8 protein-coding genes are annotated in these 14,375 nt (G+C 64.0%); 5 read left to right on the forward strand and 3 right to left on the reverse strand.

Annotated elements, in window-relative coordinates; translation table 11 throughout:
* Window positions 1-129 precede the first annotated feature (129 nt).
* Both Q0R23_RS09960 and Q0R23_RS09965 read left to right on the forward strand, forming a co-directional pair.
* Window positions 130-717, forward strand: coding sequence for a lipoprotein (locus Q0R23_RS09960; RefSeq protein ID WP_293912620.1), 588 nt, complete (start codon window positions 130-132; stop codon window positions 715-717).
* Between the two features lie 85 nt (window positions 718-802).
* Entirely contained in the window at window positions 803-3,376 is a 2,574-nt protein-coding gene (locus Q0R23_RS09965) for a GDSL-type esterase/lipase family protein (protein WP_293912621.1), read from the forward strand.
* A 353-nt stretch (window positions 3,377-3,729) separates the two neighbouring features.
* Here Q0R23_RS09965 and Q0R23_RS09970 read toward each other — a convergent pair whose 3' ends face one another.
* Both Q0R23_RS09970 and Q0R23_RS09975 read right to left on the reverse strand, forming a co-directional pair.
* Window positions 3,730-4,926: a zinc-dependent alcohol dehydrogenase gene (locus tag Q0R23_RS09970; RefSeq protein WP_293912623.1), complete on the reverse strand. Its 1,197-nt coding sequence runs from the start codon at window positions 4,924-4,926 to the stop codon at window positions 3,730-3,732.
* A gap of 133 nt (window positions 4,927-5,059) precedes the next feature.
* On the reverse strand, window positions 5,060-5,809 hold the full coding sequence (locus Q0R23_RS09975; RefSeq protein ID WP_293912625.1) for an SRPBCC family protein: 750 nt from the start codon (window positions 5,807-5,809) through the stop codon (window positions 5,060-5,062).
* 515 nt (window positions 5,810-6,324) lie between these two features.
* On the opposite strand from Q0R23_RS09975, the gene Q0R23_RS09980 reads away from it, so the two are divergent.
* Both Q0R23_RS09980 and Q0R23_RS09985 read left to right on the forward strand, forming a co-directional pair.
* Window positions 6,325-11,049: a glutamate synthase-related protein gene (locus Q0R23_RS09980; RefSeq protein ID WP_293912633.1), complete on the forward strand. Its 4,725-nt coding sequence runs from the start codon at window positions 6,325-6,327 to the stop codon at window positions 11,047-11,049.
* Between the two features lie 229 nt (window positions 11,050-11,278).
* Window positions 11,279-12,745 carry a glutamate synthase subunit beta gene (locus tag Q0R23_RS09985; protein WP_293912627.1) on the forward strand — a complete coding sequence of 489 codons (1,467 nt, stop codon included), beginning with the start codon at window positions 11,279-11,281 and terminating at the stop codon, window positions 12,743-12,745.
* A gap of 66 nt (window positions 12,746-12,811) precedes the next feature.
* Here Q0R23_RS09985 and Q0R23_RS09990 read toward each other — a convergent pair whose 3' ends face one another.
* On the reverse strand, window positions 12,812-12,970 hold the full coding sequence (locus Q0R23_RS09990) for a hypothetical protein (RefSeq protein WP_293912629.1): 159 nt from the start codon (window positions 12,968-12,970) through the stop codon (window positions 12,812-12,814).
* A gap of 287 nt (window positions 12,971-13,257) precedes the next feature.
* Here Q0R23_RS09990 and Q0R23_RS09995 point away from each other — a divergent pair, with 287 nt between their 5' ends.
* Complete coding sequence (locus Q0R23_RS09995; RefSeq protein ID WP_293912631.1) at window positions 13,258-14,163, forward strand: alkaline phosphatase family protein; 906 nt, start codon at window positions 13,258-13,260, stop codon at window positions 14,161-14,163.
* Window positions 14,164-14,375 lie beyond the last annotated feature (212 nt).

Below are 14,375 nucleotides of genomic sequence, written 5' to 3' on the forward strand. Positions count from 1 at the left end.
CACATCGAGGTCCCCGACCCGTTTACCCGACCCGTTTAAAGGAGGTGCATCAGTGGTGTCCGCTTGAAATCTGGGCGGAAGGAACGAAACAGCCCGGCCTTACATCGCCCACTTTACGGAGGAATCAGTATGCGTCAAATCGCTGTTTTCGCTGCCCTGGCCGTTACCACGCTGCTCGCCGCGTGTGGTCAGACATCACCCTCAGCCACTACCCGACCCAGCAGCCAGCCGCCCGCTGCCGAGACCTCTTCAGGCTCGGTAACATCCACTGCCACAGGGTTTGAAACGCTTGCGCTGAACGGTAACTTCAACCCCAACAACTTCGACACCTCAAGAATTATGGACGCGATCAAAAATCCGAAGTCTGATCTGGTGATCGTCTCCTCTCACCGTGGCAATCACGCCCTGGTAGACGGCAGATATCCAAACGTTCCCGAAAATTCTCTGGAGGCTATCGGCCTCGCTGCACAGTCTGGAATAGAAGAGATCGAAATCGATGTCAAGCTGACCCAGGACGGAGTTCCGATCCTGAGTCACGATACGACCTGGGGGCGAGAACAGTGCAATGCGACTCCCTCAAATGGTGCCTTCGGACAATTCGATCCGTTCGGAAGCCGCAGCTCTAACGATTCGTACAATCCTGCGGTTGACAGTTGGTCTTTGTCGTATTCGAGACGCAATTGTATTGGTTATGGGACACCTGAGAGACTCAATTAGCCTCAAGTGTAGTAATTCACCGCCTTTTACCTTAGCACCGACTCTACAAGAAGTTTTAGACTATATGCGCGAAAATAAGATCGCTATGGTCCTCGCCCTCGATCTCAGGGACGCCCATACCACTAACGCTGCATGGAATGTCATTAGCAAAAACAGTGATTACCTGGGCCGCAATTTCATCTTATCGACGCTGTTCAAAGTCCCGGCGAGAGCGTTCGCGAACTCTCGGGAAGTTTTAGCAGCACTTCCCGGTGGTGGTCCTTTTTACACGCCGAACTTTCAACCGGTATACAACACAGGAGACATCGCTCCGGGGGCCATGCCTGAGAATTTACTGACGTTCGGAGGTGTCAACGTCGGGCCAGCGCCCACCGGTTACGGCAGCGAACAGGCGGTCATCCAATCACTTCGGGATTTCGAGAACGACCCAGATATCAACGTCGTCGCGGTCGAAATCCAGATCAAGAAACTCGGTGGAATTCTGACCGATGTACTGTCCGCCGCGAAGACGGACTCTCGCACCGGGCGGCCAAAGTCGGTGACTGTTTTCAGTCCATATGCGGATTATTATAAACCAGAGGACATCAACAGAGTCGACCCGCTTTTCTTTACGACAATCGGGTATTGCTGCGTTCGCCTCTCGGACTTTTTCTACGACGGTTCGACGTTCAACCAACCTTCTGATACAGAAGATAACCGTGGCTCGTTGCTGTATCTCAACGCGCAGGGTTTCAACTCAATTACGGCGGACAACCCACTCAGTTACGACGTTCAACTTCGCGGCATCGGCAAGCGTAACATCAGCCGCATGCAGAGCTCCACTACGCCCATCAGACTGATGCCGCTGGGCGCCTCGATCACGTATGGCACCGGCAGCTCCGACGGCAACGGCTACCGCTCGAAGCTGTACGACGGGTTGAAAGGGGTCACGACGGGTGTCATCGACTTTGTGGGCCGGATACAGAACCCGGCCAGCACCATGGCCGACAAGGACAACGAGGGCCGTCCCGGCCAACGCATCGATGAGGTTCTGGGGGAAGCCAGGTGCGCGGTGCCCACGTTCAAGCCCAACGTCGTCACGCTGCTGGTCGGCACCAACGACATGGTGCAGGACTTCCAGGTGGGGGGCGCTCCCGACCGCCTGGGACAACTGATCGATCAGATTCTGGTCGATTCTCCGAAAGCGACGGTGCTGGTCAGCACGGTTCCGCCCAACACCGACGCCTCGAAGCCCGGCATCAACGCCCGCACCAGTGCCTTCAATGCGGCCCTGCCCGGCATGGTTGCGCTCCGCCGCGCTTCAGGCAAGAACGTGCTGTTGGTCGATCCTGGTCTCACAGCCGCCGACGTTGGCCCGGATCATATTCACCCTACCGATGGGGGCTACCTCAAGATCGCGCAGGCCTTTCTCCAGCGTGTAGAGGAGGCCAGTCGGGTGGGCTTGCTGAACGACCCCGAAGCCAACAGCGGGAACGTCGCTGCCGGATGCGCCGGACTCGCATCCACGTCCAGCGATGCGCGCTGGGAAGACCACGGAGTGAGCTTTGAAAAGGGCTTCCCCCAGGGGTCGAGCTTCCGTTTTGGCGACGTGAACGGGGACAAGAAGCCGGAATTTTTTGTGGTGGACCAGAGTCAGGGATGGCAGTTCTTCTGGAACGGCGGGCGCTCCGCGAACGGCTGGAATGTCTGGGCGCCGGGCGTGAAACGCGCACCGAGAAAGCCGGGGCTGGTCGGCAACGCCCTGCGCCTGGCCGACCTCGACGGAGACGGGCACGCCGACTGTGTGACGGTTGACCTGAACGGACGTCTCCCCTTTGTCGGCTTCTGGGACGAGTCCAAGCCGGTTGGCCAGAAGCAGTGTGGTAGGCAAGGCAAACTGAACTGGGATGTCCCTGGCACGGGCAAGATCGATCCGGATACACGGATTGTGTTCGCAGACCTCAACGGCGATAAGAAAGACGACTACATCCTCGTCGGGAAAAACGGGGCTGCGTCGGTCTGGATCAACAGCTTCACCGTCGGCAGCCTTATTCCTGTGTGGACCAAAATGGAGGCTCTGGACGCCAACTACTTCCTGCCGCCCGGCTGGATCGCCAACTGGGCCGATATCAACGCTGACGGACGCGCAGACCAGATCAACGTCTCGCCCAAAGGCGGCGCGACCGTATGGCTCAATACCGGAGGCATCTCTCCGGTACGCGGAAACACCGGTCAAGGTATTGTTTATTCGGCGGTCACGTTGTGCAAAGTCGGCGAGATCATGGCCGACAAGAATCTGCCGCCCCAGGACATGCGCTTCGTGGACGTCGGTGGCGACGGGGCGGCTGATCTGGTGCGGGTGGGCTGGACCGGCGTGATGCACATCTGGCTCAACAGGTTGAATGCGCCCTACCGGTCAACGCCCTTGGGCGCCAACTGTCCGAAGATTCCAGGCACTGGTGCAAAGGCGGCTGTTCTCAACGGACCGGAGAACAACCTGGCCGCACAGAGCGTCACGACGAACGTGCAGACTGGCGACACGTCAGAACCCACTGAGCCGCTGCCCGACGACCCGCCCAGCCCTTACAACCTGCTGAACACCGACCCGAACACCACGGTCGATCAGGGCAGTGACGAGTACCAGGGCAGCGACGTCGACCAGGACAGCCTGAGCGACTGACGCTGGTCCTAGAGCAGATGTCATAAAAAGACCCTTTTTATGACCGAGCGGAGCGAGTAGTGTTGACTGAGCAGAACGCAGAATGGAGGCGCGGGGAGGCTGTTTTCCCCGTGGCGTAATTCGGAGTACTGCTCTGAGTGAGCACACCCACATCTGAGTGCTCCCGCAGAGCGCCGCTGCCTTCAACGGGTAGCGGCGCTCCGGCTCTGTGGAGACGGGCCACATGGTCGCAGGATGGTCGCAGGATGGTCGCAGGATGGTGTTGCCACAACTGGCGTCTGCCGTCCTGGCCGGGAAGCGGACAGGCAGGGTAAGCGCTTCTTCGGATGTTGGGCAATCGAGCGGAGTTCGTCTCAGTCTGCCGCGCTGGGCGGTCCCCAGGGGTCGAGGACCACTTTGATGCAGCCGTTCTTCTTGTCACGGAAGGTTTCGTACAGCTCCGGGGCGTCGTGGAGCGAGGCGCGGTGCGAGATCACGAAGCTGGGGTCGATCTCGCCCTTCTCGATGCGCTCCAGAAGGGGCCGGATGTAACGGTGGGTGTGCGTCTGGCCCATCCGGAAGATCAGGCCCTTGGCAAACGCGGCGCCCATCGGCATCTCGTTGACCAGGCCGCCGTAGACGCCCGGCATGCTGACGGTGCCGCCCTTGGCGCAGCTCATGATGGCCCAGCGCAGCGCGGTAATGCGGTCAAAGGTCAGCCGCAACTTCTGCTGGGCGGTGTCGAGCAGGGCGCCGGGGCCGTGGCCGTGCGCCTCCAGACCCACCGCGTCGATGACGTGATCCGGGCCGCGCCCGCCGGTCATCTCGCGCAGGGCGACCTGAACGTCCACCTGTTCGTAGTTGACGGTTTCGGTGCCCGCCTTCTCGGCCAGGGCCAGGCGTTCGGGCACGCGGTCGATGACGATGACCCGCGCCGCGCCGAGCATCTGGGCGCTGCGGGCGGCGAACTGGCCTACCGGCCCGGCGCCGAAGACCGCCACCACGTCGCGGCCCGGAATGATATTGCAGTTCTCGGCGGCCTGGTAGCCGGTGGGGAAGATGTCGGTCAGAAACAGCACCTGCTCGTCGCGCAGCCCCGACTCGATCTTGAAGCCGCCCATGTCGGCGAAGGGCACCCGCACGTACTGGGCCTGGCCGCCCGCGTAGCCGCCGTACAGGTGCGAGTAGCCGAACAGCCCGCCGCCGCTGACGGCTCCGTAGAGCGCCTCGGCCATCCGGTGATTGGGGTTGGTGTTGTCGCAGGCACTGAAAAAACCGCGCTGGCAGTAGTCACACACCCCGCAGGCGATGTTGAAGGGCACGACCACCCGGTCCCCGACCTTCAGGTTGTTGACCGCCGGGCCGATCTCCACGACCTCGCCCATGAACTCGTGGCCGAGGATGTCGCCTTTTTCCATGCTGGGGATGTAGCCGTCGAGCAGGTGCAGGTCCGAGCCGCAGATGGCGGTGGCCGTGACCTTCACGATCATGTCGGTGGCTTGCAGGATGGTCGGGTCCGGCACCGTCTCCACGCCGACCTTGTTGGTGCCCTGCCAGATGACCGCTTTCATAAAGCCTCCGATTGAACCGCTTTGTAAAAGTGGTTCAATCCGACCAGAGGGAGAAGGAGCAAAACGGGTTGCGGGCGTGGAGTCGGCGGCCCGGCGCCCTTCCGGGTTGACGACAGAACAGACGCGGCCCGCATCACGAGACGTTCCTTATTTTTTCGTTGATGGTCTGGGACTTGTTGCGGCCACTGGTCTGGCCCTCGGTGGTGGGGTTAAACCCCAGTTCCTGCTCGCGCTTGAAGCGCATCAGGTCGTCGCGCAGTTGCTGCGAAGGCTCCTGCCCGGCGATGCGGGCGATGACTGCGCCTGCCGTGCCCGCCGGATTCTTGTACTTGAGCCGCACGACCAGTTCGGTGCCTCGCCCGCCCGGAGCCTCCCGAAAGATGACCTCGCCGCTGTTCTCGATGCCTGCGCCCGGCAGCGAGGCCCAGGCCAGCCGCCTGCCCGGTTCGTCGGCTGTTATTTCGGCGTCCCAGCTCACGTTGCCCAGCGGCCCCTTGACCGTCCAGTGCGAGCGCGTTTCACTCAGAACCTGCACGTCTTTGAGGTGGCTCATGATCTGCGGCAACCTCTCCAGCGGGCGCCACAGGGCGTAGAGTTCATCCGGCGCCTTGCCGATGGTCACGGCGTCGCTGACCAGCGTTTCGCCCGCCTCGTTTTGCTGGATCTTGAGGGCCGTCGCCAGCGGATTGCTGCCGCGCAGGGCTACGGCGGCCAGCCCCAGCCCGGCCCCGCCGAGAATCAGACCCCGCGCCCTGCCGCCGCCGAGGCCCAGCAGCGCCAGCCCCAGGCCCAGCACACCGACCAGCACGCGCTCGGTGGGTTGCAGGTGTCCGCCCTGGGCCGTCTGAAGAAAGGAAGTTGCGGAAGCGGTCTGTGTCGTCATCTGGACCTCCCTTGCCTGCGGGTATCGGTGTCTGCGTGTACCGGTGCCTGCGTGTATTGGTGTCTGCCCGTATTGGGCCTGGCCTGCCGAGCCGAGAAGCGGTGAGCTGACACTCTTTGAAGGTGCCCTGAAGCTTGTGTGGGGACTTGGCCAGGTGCGGCGCCCGGATGAACGGCCCTGCACCGGGTTGCCCAGACCAGCGCCAGCACGCACAAAACGGGCACTTCAAAAAACACACACGGCGGTTACGAGAACTGGTATCCGGTTATGCAGTGCTGAAATTGCGCTATACACACGCCCCCCGGCATTACCGGAATGTAAGCCAGGCTGGACACGCATAAACAAATCCCCGACACGGCCTCTCAGGTTGAGTAAACTGGACGGATAGACCCGGCGTCGCCGGTTTCAGTTGCCCCGGAGGTATTGCGATGCACGATCAGGCCAATCACCCACAAGACAGCAGCGACCGACTTGAGCAGCAGCCCCGCCAGAACGCCGCCTCTGGAACCGATTCCATGACCAGCCAGGCCAGGCGCCAAGCTGCCGAGCACGGCCTGTATGCCGACAACGAGCACGACGCCTGCGGAGTCGGGTTCGTGGCGCACATCAAGGGCCAGCGGGCGCACAGCATCGTGGCGCAGGGCCTGAAAATTCTGGAGAACCTCGATCACCGGGGGGCTGTCGGCGCCGACAAGCTGATGGGCGACGGCGCCGGTATATTGATACAGATTCCCGACGCCTTCTACCGCGCCGAGATGGCCTTGCAGGGCGTGAGCCTACCGCCCGCCGGGGAATACGGCGTCGGCATGATCTTTTTGCCCAAGGAGTCGGCCTCGCGGCGCTTCTGTGAGCAGGAACTCGAACGGGTCGTCGCCGCCGAGGGTCAGGTCGTCCTCGGCTGGCGCGACGTGCCGGTGGACCGTGAAATGCCGATGTCGCCGACGGTGCAGGGCAAGGAACCCGTCATCCGCCAAATCTTCATCGGGCGCGGCCCCGACATCCTGGTGCCCGACGCGCTGGAGCGCAAGCTGTACGTGATTCGCCGCAGCGCCTCCAACGCCATCCGCTACCTCAAGCTGACCCACGGCAGCGAATATTACGTGCCTTCGATGTCGTGCCGGACCGTGATCTACAAGGGCCTGCTGCTGGCGAACCAGGTCGGCACCTACTACCTCGATCTGAAAGACGTGCGGGTCGTGTCGGCCCTGGCGCTCGTCCACCAGCGATTCTCGACCAACACCTTCCCCGAATGGCCACTGGCGCACCCCTACCGGATGGTCGCCCACAACGGCGAGATCAACACCGTGAAGGGCAACTTCAACTGGATGCGGGCGCGCGAAGGCGTGATGAGCAGCCCGGTTCTCGGCGACGACCTGAAAAAGCTCTATCCGATCAGCTTCGAGGGCGAGTCCGACACCGCCACCTTCGACAACGCGCTGGAACTGCTGACCCTGGCGGGCTACCCGATGGCCCAGGCCGCCATGATGCTGATTCCCGAAGCCTGGGAACAGAACACCCTGATGGATGACCGCCGCCGCGCCTTCTACGAGTACCACGCCGCCATGATGGAGCCCTGGGACGGCCCCGCCGCGATGGTCTTCACCGATGGTCGCCAGCTCTGCGCCACGCTGGACCGCAACGGCCTGCGTCCGGCCCGCTACATTGTGACCAAAGACGATCTGGTGGTGCTGGCCTCCGAGACCGGCGTGCTGCCGATTCCGGAAAACAAGATCGTGCGCAAGTGGCGCCTCCAGCCGGGCAAGATGTTCATGATCGACTTCGACCAGGGCCGCATCATCGAGGATGACGAACTCAAGGCCCAGTTCGCGGGCGCCAGGCCCTACCGCCAGTGGATCGACAACGTGCGGGTGAATCTGAGCAACATCGACGTGTCCGGCGGGGTCGGCAGCTTCACCGAGTCGCGCCTGGACCGCCAGCAGGCCTTCGGCTACACCCAGGAAGACCTCAAGTTTCTGCTCGGCCCGATGGCCGCGCTGGGCGAGGAAGGCATCGGCAGCATGGGCAACGACTCGCCGCTGGCCGTGCTGAGCAGTCGCAACAAGCCGCTGTACAACTACTTCCGCCAGTTGTTCGCCCAGGTCACCAACCCGCCCATCGACCCGATCCGCGAGGCGGTGGTGATGTCGCTGAGGTCATTCATCGGCCCCAAGCCCAACCTGCTCGACATCAACGCGGCCAACCCGACCATGCGCCTGGAAGTCTCGCAGCCGATTCTGGATTTCAACGACATGGCCCGGCTGCGCAGCATTGCCGAGCACACACGTGGCAAGTTCAAGGCCTTTGATCTGGACATCACCTACCCTGCCAGTTGGGGCAATCAGGGCGTGGAAGCCAAGCTGGCCTCGCTGCGTGCCCAGGCCGTGGACGCCATTCGCGGCGGGGCCAGCATCCTGATTATCTCGGACCGCAAGCTCGACAGTGGGCGGGTGGCGGTGCCGTCGCTGCTTTCACTGTCGGCCATTCACAATTATCTGGTGAAAGAGGGCCTGCGGACCTCCGCCGGGCTGGTCGTCGAGACCGGCGACGCGAGAGAAGTCCACCACTTCGCGGTGCTGGCGGGCTACGGCGCCGAGGCGGTCCACCCCTACCTGGCCCTGGAAACCCTGATCGCCCAGCACGCCGACCCCAACGGGCACGGCGACTCCGATAAAGCCGTCTACAACTACATCAAGGCCATCGGCAAGGGCCTGTCCAAGATCATGTCCAAGATGGGCATCAGCACCTACATGAGCTACTGCGGCGCCCAGATCTTCGAGGCGGTGGGGCTGTCCAAGGAACTCGTGGACGGCTACTTCCCCGGCACCAGCACGCAGGTCGGGGGCATCGGCGTCTTCGAGGTGATGGAGGAGACCATCCGCAATCACAAGGCCGCCTTCGGTCATGACCCGCTGCTGGAAAATATGCTGGATGTGGGCGGCGAATACGCCTGGCGCGTGCGCGGCGAGGAGCACATGTGGACGCCCGACGCGGTGGCCAAGCTCCAGCACGCCGCCCGCAGCGGTGAGGCCAAGACCTTTACCGAATACTCCACCATCATCAACGACCAGTCGCGCCGTCACATGACCCTGCGCGGGCTGTTCGAGCTGAAATCCGACCCGGCCCAGGCCATCCCGCTCGACGAGGTGGAATCGGCAAAAGAGATCGTCAAGCGCTTCGCCACGGGCGCCATGTCGCTGGGCAGCATCAGCACCGAGGCGCATACGACGCTGGCCGTCGCCATGAACCGTATCGGCGGCAAGTCCAATACCGGCGAGGGCGGGGAAGACCCGGCGCGGTATCGCAGCGAGCGGGCGGGCAATGCCATCCAGGCTGGAACCAAAATCAGCGACATCATCGGCGGTGAGCGCTCCCTCTCCGACTACGAGTTGCAGGATGGCGACAGCCTGCGCAGCAAGATCAAGCAGGTCGCTTCGGGCCGCTTCGGCGTCACCACCGAGTACCTGGTCAGCGCCGACCAGATCCAGATCAAGATGGCCCAGGGCGCCAAGCCGGGCGAGGGCGGGCAGCTTCCCGGCGGCAAGGTCAGCGAGTACATCGGCATGCTGCGCCACTCGGTGCCAGGCGTGGGTCTCATCTCGCCGCCGCCGCATCATGATATCTACTCGATTGAAGACCTGGCCCAGCTCATCCACGACCTCAAGAACGTCAATCCGGGGGCCGACATCTCGGTCAAGCTGGTCTCGGAAGTCGGCGTGGGCACCATCGCGGCGGGCGTCACCAAGGCCAAGGCCGACCACCTCGTCATAGCAGGACACGACGGCGGCACCGGAGCTTCACCCTACAGCTCGATCAAGCACGCCGGAACACCCTGGGAACTGGGGCTGGCCGAAACGCAGCAGACCCTGGTGCTCAACGGGCTGCGAGGCCGCGTGCGGGTCCAGGCCGACGGGCAGATGAAGACCGGGCGCGATGTCGTCATCGGGGCGCTGCTGGGCGCCGACGAGTTCGGCTTCGCCACCGCGCCGCTGGTCGCCGAGGGCTGCATCATGATGCGCAAATGCCATCTCAACACTTGCCCGGTGGGCGTGGCGACGCAAGATCCGGAGCTGCGTAAACGCTTCGCGGGCAAGCCGGAACACGTCATCAACTTCTTCTTCTTCGTGGCCGAGGAGGTCCGGGGCCTGATGGCCGAGCTGGGCATCCGCAAGTTCGAGGATCTGGTGGGCCGCAGCGACCTGCTCGACACCAGGGGCGGCATCGAGCACTGGAAGGCGCGGGGCCTGGATTTCAGCCGGGTGTTTTACCGCCCGGAGGGTGAGCACGTCCGCCGCCATGAGGAGCGCCAGGAGCACGGCCTGGAGCGCGCCCTGGACCACGTGCTGATCGAGAAGGTCCGGTCGGCCATCGAGACCGGCGAGCCCATCCAGATTCTGCACCCGGCCCGCAACGTCAACCGCACGGTGGGCGCCATGCTGTCGGGCGAACTGATCCGGCGCCGTCCGGAGGGGCTGCCCGACCACACCATCTTCATCCAGATGGAGGGCAACGGCGGCCAGAGCTTCGGCGCGTTTCTGGCCACAGGCATCACGCTGTACCTGATCGGCGACGCCAACGATTACACCGGCAAGGGCCTTTCCGGCGGGCGGGTGGCGCTGCGGCCCAGCATCGATTTCCGGGGCGACGCGACCAGGAACATCATCGTGGGCAACACGGTCCTGTACGGCGCGACCTCCGGCGAGGCCTTCTTCCGGGGCGTGGCGGGCGAGCGCTTCGCCGTGCGCCTGAGTGGCGCCAGTACCGTCGTGGAGGGCACCGGCGATCACGGCTGCGAGTACATGACCGGCGGCACCGTCGTCGTGCTGGGCCAGACCGGGCGCAACTTCGCGGCGGGCATGTCGGGCGGCGTCGCCTACGTCTACGACGAGGACGGCACCTTCGCTGGGCGCTGCAACACCAGCATGGTGGACATCGAGCCCATCCAGACCGCCGCCGCCCAGCTTCAGCAGCTCCGTGACGGCCAGGGCCACGGCCACCTCCACCGGGGTATCACCGACGAGGAGCAGCTCCGCAAGCTCGTCGAGGACCACCTGACCTGGACCGGCTCGGTGCGGGCCAGCGACCTGCTCGAAGACTGGGGCGCCGCCATGAGCAAGTTCGTCAAGGTCTACCCCCACGAGTACCGCCGCGCCCTGGGCGAGATGAATTCCGTTCAGGTGAGCAGCGACGCAGGCACCATTCCCGGCGAAGTGGCGGCGGGGATCGTGACGAAGACGAAGTGATTGGAAAGCAAGGCAGATTGAAGGCAATCGCTGCGCTCACCACCCCCAGTCGCTTCGCGACGGCCCCCCCTAAAGAGGGGCTGAAACAACTCAAATTAAGCTTCTTAGAGTGCTGTTGTAGCTCCTCCCCCTTGAGGGGGGAGGCTGGGTGGGGGTGAGTGAGCACCAGCGAATGCCCTCATCCCTTCCCCACTCCCCACCTCCCACTTCCCCCTCCCCAGGAGCCCCCATGTCCAAAGTCACCGGATTTCTCGATCACAAGCGCGTGGGGGAGAGTTACGACCCCGCCGAGGCCCGTACCCGGCATTACAAGGAGTTCGTTCACGGTCTCAGCGACGGCGCGGCCAAGCAACAGGCGGCCCGCTGTATGGACTGCGGCATTCCGTTTTGCAACAACGGCTGCCCGGTGGGCAACATCATTCCCGACTTCAACGAGCTGGTGTATCAGCAGGACTGGCGCTCGGCGCTGGACGTGCTGCATTCCACCAACAACTTTCCGGAGTTCACGGGCCGCATCTGCCCGGCGCCCTGCGAGGCGGCCTGTACGCTGAACTTCAACGACGACCCGGTGGGCATCAAGAGCATCGAGCGCAGCATCATCGACAAGGGTTGGGAACAGGGCTGGGTCACGCCGCAGATCGCGCCCGTCAAATCTGGCAAAAAAGTGGCTGTCATCGGCTCCGGCCCGGCTGGACTGGCCGCCGCGCAGCAACTGGCCCGCGCCGGGCATGACGTGACCGTCTTCGAGAAAAACGAGCGGGTCGGCGGGCTGCTGCGCTACGGCATTCCCGACTTCAAGATGGAAAAGGTCCACATTGACCGCCGCGTCTCGCAGATGGAGGCCGAGGGCGTCACCTTCCGGACCGGCGTGCTGGTGGGCGAATTGCCGGTGGGCAGCACCGTGACCTCGCACCACGTCACGACCATCAGCCCCGAAGAACTGCGCGCCGATTTCGACGCCGTGCTGCTCTCAGGCGGCGCCGAGCAACCCCGTGACCTGCCGGTGCCGGGCCGTGAACTCAGCGGGGTGCATTTTGCGATGGAATTCCTGCCACAGCAGAACCGGGTCAACCACGGCTGGGAAGGTCAGGGGCAGTTGCTCGCCACCGGCAAACACGTCATCGTCATCGGCGGCGGCGACACCGGCTCGGACTGCATGGGCACCAGCCACCGCCAGGGCGCGGCCAGCGTGACCCAGTTCGAGCTGATGCCGATGCCGCCCGAAAGCGAGTACAAGCCGCTGAGCTGGCCGTACTGGCCTTACCGCCTGCGCACCAGCTCCAGCCACCAGGAGGGCGGCAAGCGCGAATTCGCCATCGCCACCCGCGAGTTCGTGGGTGAAGGTGGCAAGCTGACCGGCATCCGCACCGTGCGCGTCGAGTGGGACGGCAATAAAATGAGCGAGGTGGGGGGCAGCGAGGAGTTGCTGAGCGCCGACCTGGTGCTGCTGGCGATGGGCTTCATGAGTCCGGTGGCCAGCGTACTGGACAAGTTCGGCGTCGAGCGCGACGGGCGCGGCAACGTCAGGGCCGGAACCGACGAGGAGGGCGGCTACGTCACCAGCGTGCCGGGCATCTTCGCGGCGGGCGATATGCGCCGGGGGCAGTCGCTGGTCGTCTGGGCCATCCGTGAGGGTCGCCAGGCCGCCAGAGCCGTCGATCAGTACCTGATGGGGATGTCGGAGCTGCCGAGGTAACTCGGCACCAGCCGGAGCGCCCCGCCAGATTCACTCGGCGGGGCGCTCTCGCTACGGCGGCTGACGCTATGGCCTTCGTTCCCTGCGTTCCGGCCCGGCCCGTGGCAGGCCCCACAGCAGGCTGACCGGTCCCAGCAGCAGGCCCCACATCGCCGCGCCCAGCCCGAAGCGGGCGGCCAGTGCGCCCAGCAGCAACGGAAACAGGCCGCCTTGCCGTCCGGCCATGTTGCCCAGCGCCAGGGCTTGCCCAGCGCCAGGGCCGCGCCGCCGACGCCACCGACCAGTTCGTCCAGAAATTCGGTGCCCAGCACGGTAAAGAGCAGCAGTCCAGCACGGCGAGCGGCGACAGGCATGGTCACGTCCTTGAATCCGGGTCCAGCACGGCGAGGAGTGGCGTTCAGGTCACCAGGGGGTAGCGGCATGGGGACAGCACAAAGCAGTTCATGAACTGGACCGCCCCAACTGGACGGCAGCACCCAGCGCGGCTGACCTTCCTGCGTCAGACTGGGCGCATGTGGACATTGCATCGGCGCCGCCTGCTGCTCACCGCCCTGCTCGGCGCCAGTCAGGCGGCGGGGGCGCCCCAGCCCTCTACAGCTCAGCCTTCTGCCACTCCGGCCCTCCAGCACGTGTTTTTACTGGTGCTGGAGAACCACAGTTACGCTCAGGTGATCGGCAATCCCAACCTGAAGGCGATCAACGCCCTGGCGAAATCGGCTGCCCTGGCCCGCAACTACACGGGTGTGACCCACCCCAGCCTGCCCAACTACGTGGCTTTAATCGCGGGTAGCACCATGAAGTTGCGCGGCGACAATCCTGCGCAGTCGTTTGGCGGCGCCACCCTGGCCTCGCAACTCGAAGACCGACAGCTCACCTGGCGGGCCTACATGCAGGGGCTGCCCAGCGTGGGGTCGAACGCGCCCTACGCCGCCTTGTACGGCAAGAAGCACAACCCGTTCATGCTCAACGCCGACATCGCCAACGACCCCAAACGGGCCGGGAACGTCGTCCCCTTCGAGCGACTGCAAGCTGACCTCGCCAGCAATCAGGTCGCCAACTTCTCGATGCTGGTGCCCGACCTGTGCCACGACCTGCACGGCGACCTGCGCTGCCTGGGCCGCGCCAACGTGGACCGCCTCGGTGACGCCTATGTCAAGCAGTGGAGCACGGCCATCATGCAGTCCAAAGCCTGGGTGCCCGGCACGGCGCTCATCATCACCTTCGACGAGGGCGAGGACGAGCGCGGCGGCGGGGGCCTGGTGCCCACCATCATCGTGACGCCTGGCGGCAAAGCGGGCGTGACCAGTGACCGGGCTTACAACCATTACTCGCTGCTGCGCACGCTGGAAGACGGCTTTGGACTGCCACCGCTCAGGGGAGCCGTCAAAGCCCAGCCGATGACCGATCTGCTGCCCTGAGCAGCGCGAGCTGGCGGCGGCACGTTTTTGCCCAAACCGCATCCAAGTATCTCCTTGTCAGGCTTTAAAGCAGATGTCATAAAAAGACCCTTTTTATGACCGAGCGGAGCGAGTAGTTTTGGCTGAGCAGGACGCAGAATGGAGGCGCGGGGAGGCTGTTTTCCCCGTGGCGTAATTCGGAGTACTGCTTTAGGTTTCGCTGCCCCAGATGC

Origin of the sequence: Deinococcus sp. (assembly GCF_025362455.1) — a bacterium.
In the GTDB taxonomy this organism is placed as follows: domain Bacteria; phylum Deinococcota; class Deinococci; order Deinococcales; family Deinococcaceae; genus Deinococcus.

What these genes read in the sequence shown, in the direction of transcription:
- Q0R23_RS09960 (WP_293912620.1), top strand. Translation starts at nt 130, where the DNA reads ATGCGTCAAATCGCTGTTTTCGCTGCCCTGGCCGTTACCACGCTGCTC.
- Q0R23_RS09965 (WP_293912621.1), top strand. Translation starts at nt 803, where the DNA reads ATGGTCCTCGCCCTCGATCTCAGGGACGCCCATACCACTAACGCTGCA.
- Q0R23_RS09970 (WP_293912623.1), bottom strand. Translation starts at nt 4,926, where the DNA reads ATGAAAGCGGTCATCTGGCAGGGCACCAACAAGGTCGGCGTGGAGACG.
- Q0R23_RS09975 (WP_293912625.1), bottom strand. Translation starts at nt 5,809, where the DNA reads ATGACGACACAGACCGCTTCCGCAACTTCCTTTCTTCAGACGGCCCAG.
- Q0R23_RS09980 (WP_293912633.1), top strand. Translation starts at nt 6,325, where the DNA reads ATGACCAGCCAGGCCAGGCGCCAAGCTGCCGAGCACGGCCTGTATGCC.
- Q0R23_RS09985 (WP_293912627.1), top strand. Translation starts at nt 11,279, where the DNA reads ATGTCCAAAGTCACCGGATTTCTCGATCACAAGCGCGTGGGGGAGAGT.
- Q0R23_RS09990 (WP_293912629.1), bottom strand. Translation starts at nt 12,970, where the DNA reads ATGGCCGGACGGCAAGGCGGCCTGTTTCCGTTGCTGCTGGGCGCACTG.
- Q0R23_RS09995 (WP_293912631.1), top strand. Translation starts at nt 13,258, where the DNA reads ATGTGGACATTGCATCGGCGCCGCCTGCTGCTCACCGCCCTGCTCGGC.